Annotated in this window: 24 protein-coding genes; 10 read left to right on the top strand and 14 right to left on the bottom strand. The window is 66.1% G+C overall.

Going from position 1 to position 21,128, the window contains the following annotated elements; all coding sequences use genetic code 11:
• Window positions 1–3: 3 nt before the first annotated feature.
• Window positions 4–627, top strand: coding sequence for a rhomboid family intramembrane serine protease (locus ABE424_RS13620; protein ID WP_319212117.1), 624 nt, complete (start codon window positions 4–6; stop codon window positions 625–627).
• 40 nt (window positions 628–667) lie between these two features.
• Here ABE424_RS13620 and ABE424_RS13615 read toward each other — a convergent pair whose 3' ends face one another.
• Window positions 668–847, bottom strand: a complete 180-nt coding sequence (locus ABE424_RS13615; protein ID WP_019182899.1) for a hypothetical protein — start codon at window positions 845–847, stop codon at window positions 668–670.
• A gap of 212 nt (window positions 848–1,059) precedes the next feature.
• Here ABE424_RS13615 and ABE424_RS13610 point away from each other — a divergent pair, with 212 nt between their 5' ends.
• The 3 genes from ABE424_RS13610 to cfa all read left to right on the top strand — a co-directional run bounded on the left by ABE424_RS13610 (window position 1,060) and on the right by cfa (window position 3,415).
• Complete coding sequence (locus ABE424_RS13610) at window positions 1,060–1,362, top strand: GNAT family N-acetyltransferase (protein ID WP_176989462.1); 303 nt, start codon at window positions 1,060–1,062, stop codon at window positions 1,360–1,362.
• Between the two features lie 65 nt (window positions 1,363–1,427).
• Complete coding sequence (locus ABE424_RS13605; protein WP_346492341.1) at window positions 1,428–2,282, top strand: DUF3298 domain-containing protein; 855 nt, start codon at window positions 1,428–1,430, stop codon at window positions 2,280–2,282.
• 14 nt (window positions 2,283–2,296) lie between these two features.
• The gene (gene cfa, locus ABE424_RS13600; protein ID WP_346492342.1) at window positions 2,297–3,415 is read left to right on the top strand and encodes a cyclopropane fatty acyl phospholipid synthase; all 1,119 of its coding nucleotides are present in this window, start codon (window positions 2,297–2,299) and stop codon (window positions 3,413–3,415) included.
• 65 nt (window positions 3,416–3,480) lie between these two features.
• On the opposite strand, the gene ABE424_RS13595 is transcribed toward cfa, so the two are convergent.
• Window positions 3,481–5,652: a M3 family metallopeptidase gene (locus ABE424_RS13595; protein ID WP_346489953.1), complete on the bottom strand. Its 2,172-nt coding sequence runs from the start codon at window positions 5,650–5,652 to the stop codon at window positions 3,481–3,483.
• Window positions 5,653–5,877: 225 nt separating this feature from the next.
• Between ABE424_RS13595 and ABE424_RS13590 the strand changes: the two genes are divergently transcribed.
• On the top strand, window positions 5,878–6,360 hold the full coding sequence (locus ABE424_RS13590) for a glutathione peroxidase (protein ID WP_346492343.1): 483 nt from the start codon (window positions 5,878–5,880) through the stop codon (window positions 6,358–6,360).
• Window positions 6,361–6,466: 106 nt separating this feature from the next.
• On the opposite strand, the gene ABE424_RS13585 is transcribed toward ABE424_RS13590, so the two are convergent.
• The 4 genes from ABE424_RS13585 to ABE424_RS13570 all read right to left on the bottom strand — a co-directional run bounded on the left by ABE424_RS13585 (window position 6,467) and on the right by ABE424_RS13570 (window position 10,687).
• Complete coding sequence (locus tag ABE424_RS13585; protein WP_121038039.1) at window positions 6,467–7,246, bottom strand: ferredoxin--NADP reductase; 780 nt, start codon at window positions 7,244–7,246, stop codon at window positions 6,467–6,469.
• Between the two features lie 95 nt (window positions 7,247–7,341).
• Window positions 7,342–9,213, bottom strand: a complete 1,872-nt coding sequence (locus tag ABE424_RS13580) for an ABC transporter ATP-binding protein (protein ID WP_346492344.1) — start codon at window positions 9,211–9,213, stop codon at window positions 7,342–7,344.
• 98 nt (window positions 9,214–9,311) lie between these two features.
• Window positions 9,312–9,755 carry a carboxymuconolactone decarboxylase family protein gene (locus tag ABE424_RS13575; RefSeq protein ID WP_346492345.1) on the bottom strand — a complete coding sequence of 148 codons (444 nt, stop codon included), beginning with the start codon at window positions 9,753–9,755 and terminating at the stop codon, window positions 9,312–9,314.
• 35 nt (window positions 9,756–9,790) lie between these two features.
• Window positions 9,791–10,687 (bottom strand): RNA polymerase sigma-70 factor, encoded by an 897-nt coding sequence (locus tag ABE424_RS13570; RefSeq protein WP_346492346.1) that lies wholly within the window; start codon window positions 10,685–10,687, stop codon window positions 9,791–9,793.
• Between the two features lie 154 nt (window positions 10,688–10,841).
• Between ABE424_RS13570 and ABE424_RS13565 the strand changes: the two genes are divergently transcribed.
• The gene (locus ABE424_RS13565; protein WP_346492347.1) at window positions 10,842–12,359 is read left to right on the top strand and encodes a fumarate hydratase; all 1,518 of its coding nucleotides are present in this window, start codon (window positions 10,842–10,844) and stop codon (window positions 12,357–12,359) included.
• Between the two features lie 76 nt (window positions 12,360–12,435).
• Here the strand turns inward: ABE424_RS13565 and ABE424_RS13560 are convergent, their stop codons facing one another.
• Entirely contained in the window at window positions 12,436–13,071 is a 636-nt protein-coding gene (locus tag ABE424_RS13560) for a LysE family translocator (protein WP_346492348.1), read from the bottom strand.
• Between the two features lie 160 nt (window positions 13,072–13,231).
• Between ABE424_RS13560 and ABE424_RS13555 the strand changes: the two genes are divergently transcribed.
• Window positions 13,232–13,867, top strand: coding sequence for a glutathione S-transferase family protein (locus ABE424_RS13555; RefSeq protein ID WP_346492349.1), 636 nt, complete (start codon window positions 13,232–13,234; stop codon window positions 13,865–13,867).
• A 6-nt stretch (window positions 13,868–13,873) separates the two neighbouring features.
• Here the strand turns inward: ABE424_RS13555 and ABE424_RS13550 are convergent, their stop codons facing one another.
• Window positions 13,874–14,983: a sterol desaturase family protein gene (locus tag ABE424_RS13550; RefSeq protein WP_346492350.1), complete on the bottom strand. Its 1,110-nt coding sequence runs from the start codon at window positions 14,981–14,983 to the stop codon at window positions 13,874–13,876.
• 185 nt (window positions 14,984–15,168) lie between these two features.
• On the opposite strand from ABE424_RS13550, the gene ABE424_RS13545 reads away from it, so the two are divergent.
• A complete protein-coding gene (locus tag ABE424_RS13545; protein ID WP_346489712.1) occupies window positions 15,169–15,513 on the top strand; it encodes a hypothetical protein in 345 nt (114 codons plus the stop codon).
• 9 nt (window positions 15,514–15,522) lie between these two features.
• Here ABE424_RS13545 and arsC read toward each other — a convergent pair whose 3' ends face one another.
• From arsC to ABE424_RS13530, 3 genes are all read right to left on the bottom strand, one after another.
• Entirely contained in the window at window positions 15,523–15,876 is a 354-nt protein-coding gene (arsC, locus tag ABE424_RS13540) for an arsenate reductase (glutaredoxin) (protein WP_346492351.1), read from the bottom strand.
• Window positions 15,876–17,042 carry a phospholipase A gene (locus ABE424_RS13535; RefSeq protein WP_346492352.1) on the bottom strand — a complete coding sequence of 389 codons (1,167 nt, stop codon included), beginning with the start codon at window positions 17,040–17,042 and terminating at the stop codon, window positions 15,876–15,878. Before ABE424_RS13535 ends, arsC begins: the two co-directional genes overlap by 1 nt.
• Before the next feature lie 153 nt (window positions 17,043–17,195).
• Window positions 17,196–17,681: a DUF456 domain-containing protein gene (locus tag ABE424_RS13530; RefSeq protein ID WP_179459580.1), complete on the bottom strand. Its 486-nt coding sequence runs from the start codon at window positions 17,679–17,681 to the stop codon at window positions 17,196–17,198.
• A gap of 232 nt (window positions 17,682–17,913) precedes the next feature.
• On the opposite strand from ABE424_RS13530, the gene ABE424_RS13525 reads away from it, so the two are divergent.
• Window positions 17,914–18,117, top strand: a complete 204-nt coding sequence (locus tag ABE424_RS13525) for a cold-shock protein (protein WP_019185917.1) — start codon at window positions 17,914–17,916, stop codon at window positions 18,115–18,117.
• An 88-nt stretch (window positions 18,118–18,205) separates the two neighbouring features.
• On the opposite strand, the gene ABE424_RS13520 is transcribed toward ABE424_RS13525, so the two are convergent.
• Both ABE424_RS13520 and ABE424_RS13515 read right to left on the bottom strand, forming a co-directional pair.
• On the bottom strand, window positions 18,206–18,691 hold the full coding sequence (locus ABE424_RS13520; protein ID WP_019185918.1) for a glycine zipper 2TM domain-containing protein: 486 nt from the start codon (window positions 18,689–18,691) through the stop codon (window positions 18,206–18,208).
• 118 nt (window positions 18,692–18,809) lie between these two features.
• On the bottom strand, window positions 18,810–19,250 hold the full coding sequence (locus ABE424_RS13515) for a cytochrome c (RefSeq protein WP_176989476.1): 441 nt from the start codon (window positions 19,248–19,250) through the stop codon (window positions 18,810–18,812).
• 94 nt (window positions 19,251–19,344) lie between these two features.
• On the opposite strand from ABE424_RS13515, the gene ABE424_RS13510 reads away from it, so the two are divergent.
• Entirely contained in the window at window positions 19,345–20,154 is an 810-nt protein-coding gene (locus ABE424_RS13510) for a tRNA threonylcarbamoyladenosine dehydratase (RefSeq protein WP_319212080.1), read from the top strand.
• A gap of 27 nt (window positions 20,155–20,181) precedes the next feature.
• Here the strand turns inward: ABE424_RS13510 and ABE424_RS13505 are convergent, their stop codons facing one another.
• Window positions 20,182–21,054, bottom strand: coding sequence for a LysR family transcriptional regulator (locus tag ABE424_RS13505; RefSeq protein WP_346492353.1), 873 nt, complete (start codon window positions 21,052–21,054; stop codon window positions 20,182–20,184).
• Between the last annotated feature and the right edge of the window lie 74 nt (window positions 21,055–21,128).

Raw genomic sequence — 21,128 nt, 5'->3', positions numbered from 1 at the left:
GACATGACCCCAGTCAACCTGCTGCTGATCGCCATCACCGTCATCGTGTCGTGGATGGCGTTCAAGAACCGTGCGCTGGCCGACCGCCTGATCCTGTGGCCGCCCGCGGTGGACCGCAACCGTCAGTACGACCGGCTGATCACGTACGGGTTCATCCACGCCGATCTGTCGCACCTGGCGTTCAACATGATCACGCTGTTCTTCTTCGGCGGTTTCATCGAACAGGTGATGCTGCAGTTGAGCGGCAGCTATCTGACCTATCCGGCGTTCTACCTGGGCGCCCTGCTGGTCTCGATCCTGCCGAGCTACCTGAAGAACCAGAAGAACCCGAACTACCTCAGCCTGGGGGCGTCCGGTGCGGTCTCGGCGGTGCTGTTCGCCTTCATCCTGATCAAGCCGTGGTCGATCATCCTGGTGCTGTTCATTCCGGCCCCGGCGATCATCTATGCGGTGTTCTACGTGGGCTACAGCATCTGGATGGACCGCCGCGGTGGCGATCGCATCAACCACAGCGCGCACCTGGCCGGTGCAGCCTTCGGCGTGTTGTTCATGCTGGCCATGCAGCCGAGCATCTTCAGCCACTTCCTGCGTGAGCTGAGCAACCCGACCTTCAGCCTCGGCGGTTGAGTCGGGGGCGTACCGACCAACGGTCGGTACCTACCTCCCGTCAGGCGGCCTTCTTGCCGTCCACGCCATAGGTGCTGAGCAGCCGGGCATAGACCTCGTGGTTGATCTGGTCGAATTCCCAGCCCTGGGTCTGGCCGTTCACGGCCAGCTGGAACAGGCCTTCGAGCAGGGAGCTGTCGGCATCGCCGTGGGCGGCGGGGGCAGGTGCGGTGTTGTCCATGCGGACCTCCGGAGAGCGGGTGCGTACAGGCAGGTCTTCGCAAAAGCCATGCCAGCTTTCACGCCCTGTCCGAATCCGATATCGGCTTGAGCCGCCCAGGCTTTAGGGCGGCAAGTGACGCGCCGCGTCGCTGCTTGCCCCTGTTCAGGCTTCACGCGATCATGGCGGCCGGCTGCGCACTATCGCTGCAGTCGCCGCAGGAGACACCGCTCATGGCTTCGGTCACGCCGCCCGGACTGGCTTACGAGGTGGAGCACGATCTGGCCAATCACCGGTTCCAGGCCCGGGTCAAAGGGCATCTGGCACTGCTGGATTACCAGATCAAGCGCAAGCGGATGGTCATCACCCACACCGAGGTGCCCGAGCCGATCGCCGGGCGCGGGGTCGCGGGCGAACTGACCAAGGTGGCGCTGCGCTATGCGCGCGACAACAAGTTCAAGGTCGTGCCGGCCTGCGCATACGCCGAGGCGTTCCTGCAGCGGCATGAGGAGTACGACGACCTGCTGGTCCGATGAGGGCGGCGGGTCATGCTTCAGGGATGGCTGATCATGATGGTGGGTTACAACAAGGGGATTTCAGGATGAACATCGCAGGAAACCGTCGCGCGCTGCGCGCCAGCGCGCTGGCCTTGGCTATGGGCGTGGTGCTGGTGGCAGGCTGCAAGCGCGACGGCGACACACAGGCCCCGGCGACGCCGGCCGATACCGCCGCCGAACCGGCCGCGCCCGTGGTGGCCCCGGAGGCGCCGCTCGAGCTGCGCGACGTGATCGAAACCTCGCCGCAGGCCGTGGTCGGGATCACCTACCCGCCGGACATCGCCCGTTATCCGGGCCTGGCCAAGGCACTGGGTGGCTACGCCGACAGTGCGCGGGCAGAGCTGCAGCAGGCGCTGGACGGGTTGGGCAACGACAAGCCGACCATGCCCTACGAGCTGTCGCTGACCTTCGAGAAGGTCCTGGAAACACCGCAGCTGGTGGTGGTGACGGCCGATGGCAGCCGCTACACCGGTGGCGCCCATGGCGAGCCGCTGGTGGCACGTTTCGTGTGGCTGCCGGAACAGCAGCAGATGCTCACCGCCGACAAGCTGGTGGCGGACGCCAAGGGCTGGAAGGCGATCAGCGATTACGTGGCCGATCAGCTGCGCGAGCGCGTGGCGACCCGGTTGAGTACCGATGAGATGGAGCCGGCGCAGATGCAGGAATCGCTGCGCAACGCGAGCCGGATGATTGCCGACGGCACCGGGCCGAGCGCGGACAACTTCAGCCAGTTCCAGCCGCTGACCGGTTCCGACGGGCGCATCTCTGCGATACGCTTCGTGTTCCCGCCCTACCAGGTAGGGCCGTACTCGGACGGCACGCAGACCGTGGACGTCCCGGCCGCCGTGCTGGTGCCGCACGTGGGTCAGGATGTCGCGGGGTTGTTCGCCCGGGGTTGATCGACGGAGGCGATGTGGACGCTGGGCTGCAACGACGGGTCACAGGGTTGCTGCATGAGGCGGGGGTCACCGTTGACGGTGACCAGCCGCAGGACATCACGGTGCACGACCCGCGCTTCTACGCGCGGGTCATGGCCCAGGGCTCGCTGGGCCTGGGCGAGAGTTACATGGACGGGCACTGGGATGCCCGCGCGCTGGACGACTTCCTCTTTCATCTGATGCAGGCGCATCTGGACGAGCGCGTGCACGGCTGGCGCGACCTGGCCGATGCGCTGAAGGCGCGGGTGTTCAACCTGCAGGCCGGGGCCGGCAGTTTCGAGGTCGGCCGGCGTCATTACGATCTGGGCAATGATCTGTACGAGGCGATGCTGGGCCAGCGGCTGGTCTACAGCTGCGGTTACTGGCGTGAGGCCACAGACCTGGATGCGGCCCAGGAGGCCAAGCTCGATCTGATCTGCCGCAAGCTGGGGCTGCGCCCCGGGCAACGGATTCTCGATATCGGCTGTGGGTGGGGCGAGGCGCTGAAATTCGCGGCGGAGCGCTATGGCGTGTCCGGCGTGGGGGTGACGATCTCGCAGGAGCAGGCGGAGTATGCGCGGCAGTTGTGCGCGGGCCTGCCGATCGAGATCCGGCTGCAGGACTACCACGACGTGGAGGAATCGTTCGACGCGATCCTGTCGGTGGGCATGTTCGAGCATGTGGGCGACAAGAACTATCGCGGCTACTTCGAGATGGCGCGGCGCTGCCTGCAACCGGAGGGCCTGTTCCTGCTGCATTCGATCGGCAGCAATCTGTCGCGGCATCGCACCGATCCGTGGATCGCGAAGTACATCTTCCCGAACTCCATGCTGCCTTCGGCGGCGCAGGTCACCGAGGCGCTGGAAGGGCTGTTCGTGCTCGAGGATTGGCACAACTTCGGCACGGATTACGATCGGACACTGCAGGCGTGGCGGGCCAATATCGAAGCGGCGTGGCCGCGGCTGGATGCGCAGCGCTATGACGAACGGTTCCGCCGGATGTGGCGGTTCTACCTGGCCGGTTCGATGGCGAGTTTCCGTTGCCGGCATGCGCAGTTGTGGCAGTTGGTGCTGTCGCCGAACGGCGTGCCTGGGGGGTATGTGGCGCCGCGGTGAGTGAGCCATGAAAAACGCCCGGCAGTGCCGGGCGTTTTCCGTACAGCGCGTCGCTGGAACGGCGCTTACTTCTTGCCGTCACCCGAGGTCAGGCCGCGCTTCTCGAGCAGGGGCTCGATCTGCGGCTCATGCCCGGCGAAATTGCGGAACAGTTCCATCGCATCGACGCTGCCGCCCTTGGACAGCAGGGTCTGGCGGAAGTGGTCGCCGTTCTTGCGGCTCAGGCCGCCGTTCTCGCGGAACCACTTCTGGGTGTTGGCATCCAGCACTTCCGACCAGATGTAGGCGTAGTAGCCGGCCGAGTAGCCGCCCATGATGTGGCTGAAGTACGGGGTCTTGTAGCGCGGCGGGACCGGCGCGTAGAAGATGCCGTCCTTGGCCAGGGCCTCGGCTTCGAACTTCATGACGTCCTTGGCGGCCGGCACCTGGTCCGGGCCGATCTGGTGCCAGCGCTGGTCGAGCATGGCCGCACCGAGGTATTCGGTGGTGGCGAAGCCCTGGTTGAACTTGGCGGCGGCGACGACCTTGTCGAGCAGGGCCTGCGGCATGGCCGTGCCGTTCTGGTAGTGCTTGGCGTAGTTCTTCAGGATGACCGGATCATCGGCCCACATCTCGTTGACCTGCGAGGGGAACTCGACGAAGTCGCGCGGCACCGAGGTGCCCGAGAAGTAGGGGTACTTCACGTTCGAGAACATGCCGTGCAGGGCATGGCCGAATTCGTGGAAGGTGGTGGTCACTTCATCCCAGGTCAGCAGGGTCGGCTTGCCGGCCGGCGGCTTGGGGATGTTGAGGTGGTTGGCGACCACCGGCTTGAAGCCGGTCAGTTCGGACTGCGACACGTAGGAGTTCATCCACGCACCGCCGCGCTTGGAGGCACGTGCATACGGGTCGAAGATGAAGATCGCCAGCTGGCTGCCGTCGGCATCGAACACGTCGTAGACGGTGACGTCCTCGTGGTAGACCGGCAGGTCGGTGCGCTGCTTGAAGGTCAGGCCGAACTCGAGCTGGGCGGCGTGGAAGACGCCGTTCTCGAGCACGTTCTTCATTTCGAAGTACGGCTTGAGCTGGGATTCGTCGAAGTTGTACTTGGCCTGGCGCACCTTCTCGCTGTAGAAGGCCCAGTCCCACGCTTCCAGCTTGAAGGTCGGCTTGCCGGCGGCCTTCTGTTCCTTGTCGATCATCGTCTGCAGATCGGCGGCTTCGCGCTTGGCGTTCGCCACTGCGGCCGGTGCCAGCTGGCCGAGCATCGCGTTGACGGCTTCGGGCGTCTTGGCGGTCTGGTTGGTGAGGTTGTAGGCGGCGAAGTTCGCAAAGCCCATCAGCTTGGCCTTGTCGGCACGCAGCTGCATGATGCGCGAGACCAGGGCGGTGTTGTCGTACTCGCCGCCGCGGCTGCCGCGGGTCACCGAGGCTTCGTAGATCTTCTGGCGCAGCGCGCGGTTGGCCAGGTTGGTCAGCGGCGGCTGGCCGGTGGTGTTGAGCAGGGTGATGACGTACTTGCCGTCCTGGCCACGGGCCTTGGCGGCTTCGGCGGCGGCGGAGATCTGTTCCTGCGAGAGGCCGTCCAGTTCCTTGACGTCGTCGACGGTGATCGCCGAAGCGTTCACTTCGGCCAGCACGTTCTGGCTGAACTTGGTGCCCAGGTTGGCCAGTTCGGCGTTCATTTCCTTGAGCTTGGTCTTGTCCGCTTCGGACAGCTTGGCGCCGGCGCGGACGTAGTTCTCGTAGTACTTCTCGACCAGGCGCACGCCTTCGGCGTCGAGGCCGAGCTGGGTGCGGGTGTCGTACAGGGTCTGGATGCGGGCGAACAGCTTGCCGTTCAGCGCGATGGCGTCGCTGTGCGCGGCGAAGCGCGCGGAGTAATCGGCCTGCAGCTTCTTGCGCGCGTCGTTGGTGTCGGCACCGACGAGGCTGAAGAAGACGGTGGTGGCGCGATCCAGGGTGTCACCGCTCTTTTCCAAGGCGATGAGGGTGTTGTCGAAGGTCGGCTTGGCCTTGTTGTTGGCGATCGCCTCGACTTCCTTCAGCTGCTGGGCCATGCCGGCGTCGAAGGCGGGAGCGAAGTCGCTGTCCTTGATCTTGTCGAACTGCGGGAAGTGCAGCGGCAGCGGGCTGTCGGCGAAGAACGGGTTGGCCTGCTGGGCGGCGGTCGCGGCCGGGGTGGCGGCGGTGGCGGAATAGGCGGGCAGGGCAAGGCCGAGGGTCACGGCGACGGCGAGGGCAAGACGGGTGGTCAAGGGGAAATCTCCGGTCAGACAAGTCTTTGAGGGTAACCCGAGCCGTTGCGGAGGGGCTTGTGTCGAAAGGCATGTTTTGGCCGGACCAGTGCTGGACAGTCCATTGACGTCTTTTTAACAGCCGGGCTGGGGGGGTAAGTGCCGGCCGCTGGCCGGCTCCTCAGCCCACCAGGCCGCACGCGGTGGCCGAGCTAAGATGAGGTCTTTCCACCGGAGCCCACCGCCATGACCACTGCCTTCGATTTCCCGTTCGTGGATCTGTCCGGCCAGCCGCAGGCCCTGGCGCAGTACCGGGGCAAGGTGTTGCTGCTGGTCAATGTGGCCAGCAAGTGCGGGTTCACGCCGCAGTACGAGGGGCTGGAAGCGCTGTGGCGGGAGTTCGGGCCGCGCGGGCTGGTGGTGATCGGGTTTCCCTGCGATCAGTTCGGGCACCAAGAGCCGGGCGATGCGGCGCAGATCGGGGAATTCTGTTCGCTGACCTACGGGGTCAGTTTCCCGATGTCGGACAAGGTCGAGGTCAACGGCGACGGCGCCGATCCGCTGTGGCAGTGGCTCAAGCGCGAGAAGGCCGGGGTGCTGGGGACGCGCGGGATCAAGTGGAACTTCAGCAAGTTCCTGATCGGCCGCGAGGGGCAGGTGCTGGAGCGGTATGCGCCGACCGACACGCCGGCATCGCTGCGCGGGGATATCGAGGCCGCGCTGGGCTGACGGCGTCGCCCGACCAGGGCCGCGGCGACGGGTAGAGCCGGCCGCTGGCCGGCTCCTCGGTTGCATCCCCTTGGCGGGGTTCAGCCACGCATGGCGTGGCTTCACCTTATTTTTCGACGAACGCGCGCTCGAACACGTAATGACCCGGGGTTCCGATGCGCGGCGAGGTCTGGAAGCCGCGGCTGTCCAGCACGGTGCGCAGATCGGCCAGCATCTGCGGGCTGCCGCAGATCATCGCGCGGTCGTTTTCCGGGTCCAACGGCGGCAGGCCGAGGGTTTTCTGCATCTCGCCGCTTTCCATCAGCGAGGTCAGGCGGCCCTGGTTCGGGAAGGCTTCGCGGGTCACGGCGGGGTAGTAGAGCAGCTTGTCGCCGATCATCTCGCCGAGGAATTCGTGCTCGCGCAGTTCCTTCTCGAACAGGTCGCGGTAGGCCAGGTCCTTTTCGTAGCGCACGCCGTGGGTGAGGATCACCTTGTCGAAACGCTCATAGGTTTCCGGATCCTTGATCACCGACAGCCACGGCGCCAGGCCGGTGCCGGTGCCAAGCAGGTACAGGTGCTTGCCCGGGTGCAGATCGCTGATCAACAGCGTGCCGGTGGGCTTCTTGCCGACCAGTACCTTGTCGCCCGGCTGGATGTGCTGCAGGCGCGAGGTCAGCGGGCCGTCCTGGACCTTGATGCTGAAGAACTCCAGGTTCTCTTCCCAGTTGGCACTGGCGATGGAGTACGCGCGCAGCAGCGGCCGCGCTTCGGTTTCCAGGCCGATCATCACGAACTGGCCGTTCTCGAAGCGGAAGCCGCTGTCGCGGGTCGTGGTGAAGCTGAAGTAGGCGTCGGTCCAGTGGCGGACCTCAAGCACCGTTTCGGCGCCAAAAGCGGAAGACATGGGGGTGGGGTTCTGGTCGGTTTCGTCGGGTCTAGTTTATCTCAAATGAGATAAATTCTCATTGACTGGCCGGACAGGCCCGTCAGGCGGGGGTTTCAGCGGTAGCCGGCTGCCTGCAGCTCGAACAGTTCGGCATAACGGCCGCCCTGGGTCATCAGTTCGGCGTGGGTGCCGCTGGCCTCGATACGGCCGCCGGCGAGCACCAGAATGCGGTCGGCCATGCGCACCGAGGAAAAGCGGTGCGAGATCAGCACGGCGGTGCGGTTGTCGGACAGTTCCTTGAACCGCTGGAACACCTCGAACTCGCTGCGCGCATCCAGTGCGGCGGTGGGTTCGTCCAGGATCATGACCTGCGCATCGCGCATGTAGGCACGCGCGATCGCGATCTTCTGCCACTGCCCGCCGGACAGGTCCACGCCCATCTTGAAGCGGCGGCCAATCAGCTGGTCGTAACCACCGGGCAGGCCGGCGATGACCTCGTCGGCCATGCCGCGGCGGGCGGCATCGCGGATGCGGGCGTCGTCGGTCATCGCCTCGACCAGGCCGACGCCGATGTTCTCGCCGGCGCTGAGGTTGTAGCGCACGAAGTCCTGGAAGATCACGCCCATGTTGGCGCGCAGGTCGTCCAGGTCGTAATCGCGCAGGTCGCGGCCATCGAGCAGGATGCGGCCTTCGTCGGGGTCGTACAGACGGGCCAGCAGCTTGACCAGGGTGGTTTTGCCGGCACCGTTCTCGCCGACCAGGGCCAGCACTTCGCCGGCGCGCAGGTCGAAATCCAGGTGGCGCACTGCCCAGCTTTCGGCATCGGGATAGCGGAAGCCGACGTTCTCGAACACGAAGCCGTTGGTGATCGGCTGCGGGATGGCGACCGCGTCCGGGCGCGAATGGATCTCCGGTTGGATCTGGAAGAACGAGAACAGATCGTCCAGATACAAGGCCTGCCCGGCGACCTGCGAAAACCCGATCAGCAGGCCTTCGAGCAGTTGGCGCAGGCGCAGGAAACTGCCGGCGAGGAAGGTCAGGTCGCCGATCGAGAAATCGCCGCGCACGGTGCGCCACGCGATGTAGGCGTAGGCCGCGTAATAGCCCAGCGTCCCCAGTGCGGCCAGCAGCGTGCCCCAGATCGCGCGCTTGCGGGCCAGCGCGCGGTTGGCGAGATAGAACTTCTCGGCCAGCAATTTGTAGCGGTCGATCAGGAAGCGATGGAGGTTGAAGATCTTCACCTCCTTGGCGGTTTCCACGCTGGCCCCGATCTGGCGCAGGTATTCCAGCTGACGGCGCTCCGGCGTCCACTGGAAGTTGAGGCTGTAGCCGGCGGCGTTGAAATGCGATTCGCCGATGAACGCCGGGATCAGCGCCACCGCGAGCAGCAGGATCAACCACGGCGCGTACACGATCAGGCCGACCGCGAGACTGGCCACGGTGATGCTGTCCTGCACCTGGCCGAACAGCTGGCTCATCAGGTTCATGCGGCCCATGGTCTGGCGCCGTGCGCGGTCCAGCTTGTCCTGCAGGTCGGGGTCTTCGAAGTCCTCGAGATCCAGCTCGGCCGCGTGTTCCATCAGGCGCACGCTGGTGACGTTGGTGAACAGCTCCGACAGCAGCGTATCGGCGTAGCTGACCATGCGGCCGAGCAGGTCCGAGGCCATCGCCAGGCCGAACTCGAGTGCGAGCAGCCCGAGCAGCGGGTTCAGCAGCCCGCTGGAGAGCGCCTCGCCGAACGGCGGGAAACCCGCATCGTGCTGGCTGAGCAGCACCGCCGCATCGATGATCAGCTTGCCGACATAGAGCATCGCCACCGGCAGCAAGGCGCGGATCACGCGCAGGCCCAGGCTGGCCAGGGTCAGCCCGGGGCTGGTCTGCCAGACCTGGCGCAGGAACGGGGGCAGGTTGCGCATCGCATTGACGCGCTCGCGCAGGCTGGGGTTCTTCTGGCCGGGTGCACCGGCAGCGGGGGAGGCGGGCATGGACCGTATTGTGCGCGCCGTGGCCGTGGTTGATGCATGAAGTCAGTGCATGCGCAGATTGCAGACGCGTGCGCACCGCGGCCGGCACGGCCCGACCCTTACGGCAGCGGCGGCAGCAGCCCGGCGCCGAGGCGGTTCCAGGCATTGATCACCGCGATGCCCATGCTCAGGTCGCTGATGCTCTTCTCGTCGAAGTGCGGCGACAGCGCCTCGTAGGCGGCGTCGGAGGGGGCCGCACTGCTCAGCCGGGTCAGCGCCTCGGCCCAGCCCAGCGCGGCGCGCTCGCGCGCATCGAAGAAGCGGCTTTCGTGCCAGGCCGGCAGCGTATCCAGCTTACGCGGTTCGATCCCGCCCTTGCGCAGGGTGGTGCCGTGCATGTCCATGCAGTAACCGCAGCCATTGATCTGCGAGACACGCAGGAACACCAGCTCCATCAGCACCGGATCGATCGAACTGTCGTGCACGGCCTTGCTGGTGGCCAGCAGGCCCTTGAAGGCCTCGGCGGCGTGGCGGGTGTAGGGAACACGGGGGGAAGCAGACATGACGGACTCCATGACGGCCGCAGCGGCCGTCTTCATCAGGAGGACGTGCCAGCGTCGCGCGCTGTGACAAGGGCCGTGAGTTTTTCCGGATTGAGCACGCTGAGCACGCGCACGATGCGCCCCGCATCGACCGTGATCATCGTGACCGAGTGCAGCTGGTCCCCTGCGAAACGCAGGATCGCCGGCTCGCCGTTGACCTGGCCGAGCCGGGCCGGATGCTGCCCGTTGCGGCGCGCGATCGCCCAGTACAGCTGTGCGATGCGCTCGGCCCCCAGCAGGGGACGGATCGCCGCGGTCACGCGGCCACCGCCGTCGGAGATCATCTCGGCATTGGCATCGAGCAGGGAGCGGATCGCGGCCAGATCGCCCTGCTGCGAGGCGTCCATGAAGCGTGCCAGCAGGTCGCGGTGCTGCGCAGGCGAGACCGTGAAGCGCGGGGCGCCGGTCTGCAGTCGCTGGCGCGCCCGGTGCACCAGCTGCCGGCAGTTGGCGGGCGAGTGCTCCAGCAGGGGCGCGATATCCGGGTAGTCGTAGTCGAACACGTCCTTGAGCAGGAAGGCGGCACGCTCGTCCGGCTTGAGCTGCTCCAGCAGCGCCAGGAAGGCCACCGAGACCTCGTCGGCCAGCGCATGCCGCTGGGCCGGGTCGTGCAGCGGGTCCGGATCCAGGGCGATCTCCAGCGGTTCGGGCAGCCAGGGCCCGACATACTCCAGGCGCGCGCTGCGCATCGCGCGCAGCCGGTCCAGGCCGAGCCGGGTGGTGGCGGTGACCAGCCAGCCCTCCGGATCACGGATCGCGGCGATGTCGGTGCCCTGCCAGCGCAGCCAGGCGTCCTGGACGATGTCCTCGGCGTCGCTGCGGCTGCCCAGCAGGCGGTAGGCCAAGGCGAACAGGCGGGGGCGGTGGGTCTGGAAGGTATCGGTCGGGGTCATGCCGGGAGGACGCGGCAGGGCGGGCCGCTGTGACAAGGCTGGGCGGCCACTGTGCACCAAAAGCCGCGGCCGCGAGCGATTCTCAACGCCGCCGGGCGGTCCTTGTTAAAATCGGCGGTTCAACCCCCGCCAGCCTCCAGCAAGCGAGCAAGTCGTGACATCGATCAAGCAGGAAGACCTCATCCAGTCCATCGCCGACGCGCTGCAGTACATTTCGTACTACCACCCGGTCGATTACATCAAGAGCCTCAACGCTGCCTACGAGCGCGAAGAGTCGCCGGCCGCGAAGGAAGCGATGGCGCAGATCCTGATCAACTCGCGCATGTGTGCCGAAGGCCACCGGCCGATCTGCCAGGACACCGGCATCGTCACCGTGTTCCTGGAAATCGGCATGAACGTGCGTTGGGACGACGCCACGATGGGCGTGGAAGACATGGCCAACGAAGGCGTGCGCCGTGCCTACAACTACCCGGACAACAAGCTGCGCGCCTCGGTGCTGGCGGATCCGGCTGGCAAGCGCATCAACACCAGGGACAACACCCCGGGCGTGGTCAACGTCAAGGTCGTGCCGGGCGACACCGTCGAGGTGATCGTGGCGGCCAAGGGCGGCGGTTCGGAAGCCAAGAGCAAGTTCGCCATGCTCAACCCGTCCGATTCGATCGTGGACTGGGTGCTGAAGACCGTGCCGACCATGGGCGCCGGCTGGTGTCCGCCGGGCATGCTCGGGATCGGCATCGGTGGCACCGCCGAGAAGGCGATGCTGCTGGCCAAGGAGTCGCTGATGGAGCCGATCGACATCAACGAACTGAAGGCACGTGGCGCCTCCAACCGTGCCGAAGAGCTGCGCCTGGAGCTGTTCGACAAGGTCAACGCGCTGGGCATCGGCGCGCAGGGCCTGGGCGGCCTGACCACGGTGCTGGACATCAAGGTCAAGGATTTCCCGACCCACGCCGCCAACCTGCCGGTGGCGATGATCCCGAACTGCGCGGCCACCCGCCATGCGCACTTCACCCTGGATGGCAGCGGCCCGGTGATGCTGGATCCGCCGTCGCTGGAAGACTGGCCGCAGATCACCTATGACGCCTCCAAGGGCACCCGCATCGATCTGGATACGATCACCCCGGAAGACGTCGCCAGCTGGAAGCCGGGCCAGACGCTGCTGCTCAACGGCAAGCTGCTGACCGGCCGCGACGCCGCGCACAAGCGCATGGTGGAAATGCTGGACAAGGGCGAGCCGCTGCCGGTCGACCTCAAGGGCCGCTTCATCTACTACGTCGGCCCGGTCGATCCGGTGCGCGACGAAGTGGTGGGCCCGGCCGGCCCGACCACCGCGACCCGCATGGACAAGTTCACCCGCCAGGTGCTGGAACAGACCGGCCTGCTGGGCATGGTCGGCAAGGCCGAGCGCGGCCCGGCGGCGATCGAAGCGATCCGTGACAACAAGTCGGCGTACCTGATGGCGGTCGGCGGCTCGGCGTACCTGGTCTCCAAGGCGATCAAGGCCGCCAAGGTGGTGGGCTTCGCCGACCTGGGCATGGAAGCGATCTACGAGTTCACTGTGCAGGACATGCCGGTGACCGTGGCGGTGGATTCCACCGGCGAGTCCGTGCACCAGACCGGCCCGCGCGAATGGCAGGCCCGCATCGGCAAGATTCCGGTCGTCGTCGCCTGAGGCCTCCGGTCTCGGCAACGCTGGAAACGAAAACGGCGCCCCAGGGCGCCGTTTTTCGTGGCTGGCGCGCATCCCCTCAGCGGCGCGCGTCCACCAGCATGCGCACCGCCAGCGCGCCGAGCACCGTGCCCATCAGGCCGCGCTGCACCGTCTGCCAGCGCGGGCGCCCGGCCAGGAAGGTGGCGATACTGCCGGCGGCCAATACGATCAGTGCGTTGACACTGACGCTGGTCGCGATCTGGACCAGGCCCAACACCACCGATTGCGCCATCACGCTGCCATGCCCGTGGGGCTGGATGAACTGCGGCAGCAGCGAGAGATACATCACGGCGATCTTCGGATTGAGCAGCGCGGTGAACAGGCCCATGCCGAACAATCTGCGCGGACTGTCGTGATCCAGCGTGCGCAGCTGGAACGGCGACCGTCCGCCGGGGCGCAGCGCGTGCCAGGCCAGGTACAGCAGATACGCCGCCCCGGCGAGACGCAGCACGTCGTAGGCATGCGGCACTGCCATCAGCAGCGCGGTGATGCCCAATGCCGCGCACACCAGGTACACCAGAAAACCCAGCGCGACACCGCCCAGCGAGATCAGCCCGGCGCTGCGGCCCTGGCAGATCGAGCGCGAGATCAGATAGAGCATGTTCGGCCCGGGCGTCAGCACCATGCCCAGCGAAATCAGACCGAAGGCGAGCAGGGCGGACGAATCGGGCATGGGAGGATCCTGGGCGCACGGCGGGGGAGAGGAGGCATTCTGCGAGCGTCCGCGGCGCAGGGGCAGAGACAGAACGCGTCCCCACCGCCGGTGCTCTGTACCCATGGGATGGCACGGAGCGCGGGCGCATACTGTGCGCCTCCCTCAAGAGGCCCTGCACATGCGCACCACGCTGTATGGATCACCGAGTACCGCCGCCCTGGTCGTGCACTGGCTGCTGCTGGAACTGCAGATCGAGCACGATCTGGTGCTGCTGGATTTCGACAAGCGCGAGCACAAGGATGCTGCGTATCTCGCCTTGAATCCCGCCGGCCTGGTGCCGACGCTGGTGCTGGATGGGCAGGTATTGACCGAAGCGGCAGCGATCGCGCTGCATCTGGCAGACCGCCATCCCGACGCGGCCCTGCTGCCGGCACCGGGGACCGCCGAGCGCGCCGAGGCCTACCGCTGGATGTTCTGGTGCGCCAATACCGTGCAACCGGCGTATCGGGCGTGGTTCTACCCGCAGGAAATGGCCGGCCCCGAGCATGTGGACGCGACCCGCCAGCGGGCGCGCGAGCGGCTGGAAGGCGCCTGGCAGCATCTGGCCGGGCATCTGTCCACGCGCGGCCCGTATGTGCTGGGCGAGTCGTTGAGCGTGGTCGATTTCATGCTGGTGATGCTGATGCGCTGGTCGCGCAACATGCCCACGCCCAGTGACACCTGGCCGGCACTGAAGGCCTACGCCGATCGTCTGAAAGCCCGTCCGGCGTTCGCCGAGGTCTACCGTCGCGAGGGCATCACCGACTGGCGCTGAGTAACGTCAGTCGACGTACTCGTCGAAGGTGCGACGCGCGCGAAACGGCATCAGATGCTGGTTGAGCAGGCCCTTCGGTACGGTCTCCAGTTTCATGACGCCGTATTCCTGCGGCCACTGCCGTTGATCGCGGGGCAGTTTGAAGGTGCCCATCAGCATGTCCACCAGCGGCAGGTGGATGGCATAGTTGACGTCGACGTAGTCCTGCTGCCGCGCGTGATGCCAGTGGTGGTAGCGCGGCAGCACCAGCAGGTACTCCAGCCACCCGAAACGGATGCCCAGGTTGGCATGCGCCAGCACCGCCTGCAGACCCACCAGGATCACGTAGGCGTTGATTGCCGGGGTCGAGAATCCGAGTATGAGCAGCGGCAGCAGCACGCAGCTGCGGGTCATGACGATTTCGACGAAATGGATGCGCGAGCCGGCCAGCCAGTCCATGTGCCGGCTGGAGTGGTGCACCGCGTGGAAGCGCCAGAGCCATGGGGTGTTGTGATACGCGCGGTGCAGCAGCGCCTGGGCCATGTCCGCGACGAATACGGCGATCAGGAACTGCAGCCATACCGGCATCGATTGGATCAGCGTCTTGAGCGCAGGAAACGCGGCCAGCCCGGCAATGGTCGAGGTCGAGGCGGTCACCAGGATCAGGATGAACTGCACGAGCACGTGGCTCATGAAGAAATAGCCGACATCGGTACGCCAGCCTGGCCGTAGCGGCGAGAGCACGTGTTTGCCGAGGTAGCGCTCCAGCGGCACGAAGACCAGCGCCGAGAAGAACAGCGACAGCACGAACCAGTCCAGACCCAGCGAGTAGGGTGTCTGCCCGATGGAATCGAACTGGACATTGGTACCCCCCAGCAGCACTGCCAGGGTAGCGCTGCCGACGCCGACCGTGGCGATCCGCTTGTTGCGGTCGCGCAGGATCGCCATCGTGCCCAGCATGAAGGCGGCCGCCAACCCGACCAGCAGCAGGTGGCGCGCGAACTGTTCGTTGTAGACCGCGCGGAACTCGCGGCTGGTCAGCAGATCCGGAAAGTGGAAGCAGGCCACGCCCATCAGGCTGAGCAGGCCCAGCAAGGCGGAGGCGTAAGCGAAGAACGAGCGTCTTGGTCGGGCCATCCGCTGGCATCCAGGTGAAAGGGCAACGGTAGTGTGAGTGCGGGAGCCGGCGTAATGGAAGAGGCGGTTGCGGCAGCGCTGGCCGCCCGGGTCTTAGCCCGGCACGCGAGGAATGCTACATTCGGGGCATGTACGCACGCGGCGATGACCGGGTGCTTTCGACACGGAGTACGACGATGCCAAGGATGCTGTCCGCGCTGCTGCTGACCCTGCTGCTCTCCGCCTGCAGCAGTGATGGCGATTTCCACGCCAACCCGCCCAGTCTGCGCGACGTCACCGCTGCCAACCAGTGCATGCAGCAGTGCCAACGCCAGTACGACAGTTGCATGACCAGCCGGACGGGATTTGGCAGCGGCGACAGCTGTGGCGCCGGGGTGGCGACCCAGCGCGACGCGAAGTGCGACAAGATCGACAACCCGGACCTGCGTAAATCATGCCAGGCCAGCCGCGACTACTGCCGCAACCGGCTGCCCGCGCTGACCTGTGGCGAGGATAACAACCGATGTACCAGCCGCTGCGGAGGCAGCTGAGGCGCGGCCTTACGCCGGCAGGATCTCCAGCACCGTCTCCGGCGGCCGGCACAGGCGTGCCCCGCGCGGGGTCTCCACGATCGGGCGGTTGATCAGTTCCGGATGGGCGACCATCGCCTCGATCAGCGCGGCATCGGACAGCGCGGCGTCGTCCAGCCCGAGCGAACCATAGGCCGGCTCCTTGCTGCGCAGCAACTCACGCGGAGCGATACCCATGCGCGTGATCAACGCAGCCAGCGTCGGGCGGTCCGGCGGCGTCTTCAGATACTCGATCACCATCGGCTCGATGCCGTGCTCACGCAGGAGTTCCAGCGCCCCGCGTGAATTGCTGCAGCGCGGGTTGTGCCAGATCGTCACCGCCATCAATACCACTCCAGCAGCGACACACCCAGGCCGACATACGTGGCCTTGTGGTTGTAGTCGATCATGCTCTCGCCGTAGCCATCGAAGATCTGCACGTGGCCGCGCAGCAGGTTGCTGATCGGGAAGCCGTAATCGAGCTGCAGCGCACCGTGCGAGCGGTCGCCGCCGCGCAGCGAGTGACGCGCCATCAGCGAGACCTCGTGACCGTTCTTGTTCCAGGTCAGGGTGGCATCACCGCGGCCCATGTAATCGGAGATGTCCGGGTTGTTGTCGTCCTTGCGGTCTTCCGAGATGCGATACCACGGGCGCAGCACCAGCGCCCAGTTTTCGCGGTCCAGGCCGACAGTGGCGATCACCCGGTTCCAGCTGCGCGACAGGGGATCGGCGCGGCCGTTGGACATGTGGTTGACGCTGATCCCGCTCATGCGCCCGCGCCAGCCGCCGATCGAGTAGCCGTTGCGGAACATCATCATCACTTCCGGCTCGTAATTGGTCTCGCGGAACGGGCGCGAGTTGTCGGCGTTGTAGGCCTGCCAGCGCGAGCTCTGCGTGTAGCCGGCCCAGATGTCGCCGTTGTCGCCGAACAGGTTTTCCACGATCTTGGTCTTGAAGCTGAGCTGGAACTTCAGTTCCGCGCTGTCCAGCTGCTGCGAGGTGGTGACCGTGTTGACCGGATTGGGCGACTGCGGCATCTGGTTCTTGTCGCTGGTCCAGAACGCGGGCAGCAGGTAGACCGGCTTGTAGGCGCGCAGCTGGAAGGCGCCGAGCTTGGAGTCCTGCGCGAGCTCCCAACGGCTGTCGAGCAGCGAGCCCTTGCCGGCATTGGCCAGCGCATCTTCGTGGCCGTCGTTCTTGAACACTTCGCCGAGGCGCTGCTTGACCCGCTGCGTCGCGGGCGCGTCGGCGTCGGCACTGCGGGAGGCCTGACGTTCTTCCCGGCGCTCCTGCTTGGCGGCGGTGGCAGCGGCATCGGCGGCCAGGGTGACCTCGGGCGTACGCCCGAACAGCTTGTCGTAGCAGGCCAGGCGCGCTGCGTCAGTGTCCACCAGGGCGCACGCCTCCGGCGAGGCCGGGGTGGGCGCGGCCTCCTGGGCAGCAGCAGGCAGCGCCGCGCAGGCCAGGGCCAGGGCGGTGAACAGGGCGGAACGGGAATGGAGCATGGTCATGGGAGCAGGCCGCGTGACAAGAATGAATGGGTCTAACCGCACAGTGTCGCCGCTGCCCGGATTTCCCGCCAGCGCACGACATCCATCGATCTGACCGGTTTTATGCCGGTCAATGGTGTGCTCAGGGCGTGAAGCCGCACTGCTGCGGTGCGGTCAGAAGAACCAGGCGAAGGCGAACAGCCCCAGCATCGCGATCACCAGCGCGAGCTTCAAGGCGAATCCCAGCAGGATGCCCAGCCACGTCGCCAGGCCCACTTTGGTCGAACGCCCCAGCTCGCGGGTATGCCAGTACTCGCCCAGCAGGGCGCCGGCCAACGGCCCCACGAACAGCCCGATCGGCATGAAGAACACCCCGACGATGCTGCCCAGGAAGGTGCCCCACAGCGCCTTGCGGCTGGCGCCGACCCGCTGTGCCCCGACCACGGTGGCCAGGATGTCGACTGCGAAGGAGAGCAGCGTCAGCAGGCCCAGCACCGTCAGGGGCAACCAGCCGACATGGACGAAATCGTCCGCCCACGCCGCCAGCAGCAATCCGGCAAAGACCAGGGGGATGCCGGGCAGGGCGGGAAGGATCACGCCGGCGATGCCGACCAGCACCAGAACGACGGCTAGCAGGTACAAGATGAATGAATGGTCCATGCTGTCCAGTATGGTTCCTGAAATGGGGTTGACATCCGAAGGTTTTGGCCAGTTGCTTTTTCGTTTTGCTCGGGTTAAGTTGCAGACGCTGAGCTTGGCAAGGTCACCGTGGATCGTGGCCTGATGATGGTAGATCTTCCGGATCCGCTGCATCGTTGCACCTCGCTTCCCCCTTGCTGTCAGCCGCCTGTACGGGTGTATCCAACAACAAGACAGTTAGGGAGTAGCTGAGATGGCTGAGAAGGGCACCGTCAAGTGGTTCAACGACGCGAAGGGTTTCGGATTCATCAGCCGTGAGAGCGGCGAAGATGTGTTCGTGCACTTCCGCGCGATCGAATCCCAGGGCTTCAAGAGCCTGAAGGAAGGTCAAGCGGTCGAGTTCGAAGTGGTCACCGGTCAGAAGGGCCTGCAGGCCGACAAGGTGAAGCCGCTCTGAGCGCAGACCGGGTCCTGCCTGGTTGACACACGAAAAGGGCCCGCTTGCGCGGGCCCTTTTTTATTGCCTGCGAGCGGCGTTGCGCTGATCAGCGCAGGATCACCTTGCCGTTGACCACGCGGACGTAGGTGTTCTCGCGGATACCGCCCAGATCGCGCTGGTTCACGACGACGGTACGGCCATCGTCCATGCGCACGGTGATGTCGAAGGTGTCGCTGGTGACGTTCTTCTGGATCTGGTTGCCGGCCAGCGCGCCACCGACTGCGCCTGCGGCGGCCGCGATGTTCTTGTTGCCGCGGCTGCCACCGGTGTGGTCGGAGATTTCGTGGCCGGCGACCGCGCCGACGATGCCACCCAGGACTGCGCCGGTCGCGCTTGGCGCGCTGCGGCCCGAAGCGACCTGGTTGATGCGGGTCACGATGCCGCAGTCGGCACAGCGGTTGGTGTTGTAGTTGCCGCCGGAATTGCCGTAACCGTTGTTGTAACCACTGCTGCCGTAACCCGGCGAGGTGGTGGCACAGCCAGCCAGGGCGACGGTGGCAACGGCAGCGGCGGCAATCAGTTGAATCTTCATGGTGTATCTCCTGGCCAGAGGGGTGGTCGAATGCGTCTGGTGCGCATGGAGCAGATCGTGTCCTGTACTGCGTGAACAGCGTGCCAATCCCGGGCCGCCAGCGTGGCTGCAAGATGAATCAGCGGAAATCCTGGTGGCAGGCCTTGCAGTCGGTCTGGATCTTCTCGACCAGCGTGGCCATGCCCGGGCAGTCGGTCGGCGGTGCCGCCAGCGCCTCATTGAGGGTGGCGCGCAGGGCGCTGGCGTGCGTTTGGAAGCCCTGGCTGTCCTTCAGGCCGGGAAAGGCCAGGTCCAGATCGTTGGACAGCGAGCGCAGGGTCTGCAGGCGCGGCACGGTGTCGGCCAGGCTGCAGCGGTTCTGCGCCTGCGCCGCCTGCAGGAGTTCCACCTGGCGGTTCATCACGTGCATGAGCGAATCCGGGAAGGGGTCCTGGCGGGCCTGGATCGCGCGCGAGACCATCACCGTGGCGATCAGGCCGATCACCAGGCCAAGCAGGCCGACGAACAGGTAGCGGTACGCGGCGGACGGGCGGCGCTGCGGGGTCACGGGGTCGTTCATGGTGAGGGCTTCCTTGAGGGTGGCTGCGGCGATGGTACGACGCGTCCTGTCCACGGCGCGTCCCGGCCGGGCCTGGGCGCATTAAAATAGGCGCATGAACGACGTACTGCGCGAACGATTTGCCGGCATCGACCGGTTGTATGGAGTAGGCACCGTGGATCTGCTCGCCAGCCGCCGGGTGGCGGTGGTGGGCATGGGCGGCGTCGGCTCGTGGGTGGTCGAGGCGCTGGCGCGCACGGCGGTCGGGCACCTGACCCTGATCGATGCCGATGACATCTGTGTGTCCAACACCAACCGCCAGCTGCCGGCGCTGGCCGGCCAGTACGGCCGCAACAAGGCCGAGGCGATGGCCGAGCGCTGCCGGGCGATCAACCCGGACATCAGCGTCGATGCGATCGCCTCGTTCCTGACCGTGTCCAACATGGTCGAGCTGCTGGACCGCGATTTCGATCTGGTGATCGACGCCTGCGACAGCTTCCGGGTCAAGGTCGAAACCATTGCCTGGTGCCGCCGCCGCAAGCTGCCGATCCTGACCGTGGGCGCGGCCGGTGGGCGGACCGATCCCACCCTGGTGCGGATCCGCGATGTCTCGCGCACCGAGCACGACGCGATGATGGCGCTGATCCGCAAGAAGCTGCGCAGCGACTTCAACTTCCCCAAGAACGCCTCGCGCTACTTCGGCGTGCCGGCGGTGTACTCGCTGGAAAACGTGAAGTACCCGCAGGCTGACGGCAGCGTATGTGGCATCCGCCCGAACCTCGGTGCGGATGCGGCGCTGAAGCTGGACTGCGGCGCCGGGCTGGGTGCGGCGACCCACATCACCGGTGCCTTCGCGTTCGCGGCGGTGGGCAAGGCGCTGGAGATGCTGATGAAGAAGCCGGCCAAGGCGGTCACGGCCGACTGAGCCGCTGCGGTCACGCAGTGGACCGGCTTACGCGTCCAACCCGAGGCCGGGCCGGTCCGCGACGACTTTCGCCACAAAGTCCATGACCGTGCGTACCGATGGCGAGCGCCGGAGGTCACGGTGCACCACCAGCCAGATGTCACGCGAGAACGGCGCCCCGTCATGCTCCAGCGGAGTCAGTCCGGGCGCGGCATCACCCAGAAAGCGCGGCAGCGCGGCCACGCCCGCTCCGGCCAGAGCGGCTGCCCGATGACTGCTGATGTCGCTCAGTTCGCACGCCACGGCACGGCTTCCCGCGATCTGCAGCAGCCACTGCTGCTGGGGCATGTCAGCAAACTGCGTGTCATAGGCAATGAAGGCCCAGTCTTCGGGCCGACGGGTGGCGACGTACGCGTGGCTGGCATAGAGCGCGAACGGCATTCGTCCGATTCTGCGCACAACGCTGCTGGCTTCCTTGGGACGGACCAGCCGCAGAGCCACATCCGCCTCGCGGCGGGCGAGTGATACCTGCTGGGCCTGCGCCGACACGGAAAGTTGAATGCCGGGCTGCGCTGCCCGGAAGTCGGCAACCCGTTCCGCCAACAGGTGCGCCACCAGCACTGGCGGTGCACTAAGGGTCACCCTTGCATTGATGGCATCCTGACTGGCCCGGCTCACGCGGGCGACAGCAAATGCCGAGGCGTCCATGGCCTTGGCGTGCTCGTGAATCTGGACGCCCATCGCGGTAAGGCGGACGGAGCGCGGCAAGCGCTCGACCAGCGCAACCTGCAGTTCGACCTCCAGGGCCGCAACACGACGGCTGACGGTTGCATGGTCGACATGCAGCGCCCGAGCCGCGCCTGACAAGGTGCCGTCGCGCGCAACCGCCAGGAAATGACGGAGATTCTCCCAGTCGAACATCGGTGCGTTTTCGCAGGTATGGAGTGTGATTTCGGGGAATTTTCGAGGGTGCCCGCCAAGCCTAGCATGGACGG

Source organism: Stenotrophomonas sp. TWI1149, from assembly GCF_039673155.1.
Classification (GTDB): Bacteria; Pseudomonadota; Gammaproteobacteria; order Xanthomonadales; family Xanthomonadaceae; genus Stenotrophomonas; species Stenotrophomonas maltophilia_AA.
The sequence above is the reverse complement of the archived record's forward strand: the minus strand, read 5'-3'. Positions and strand labels throughout refer to the sequence as shown.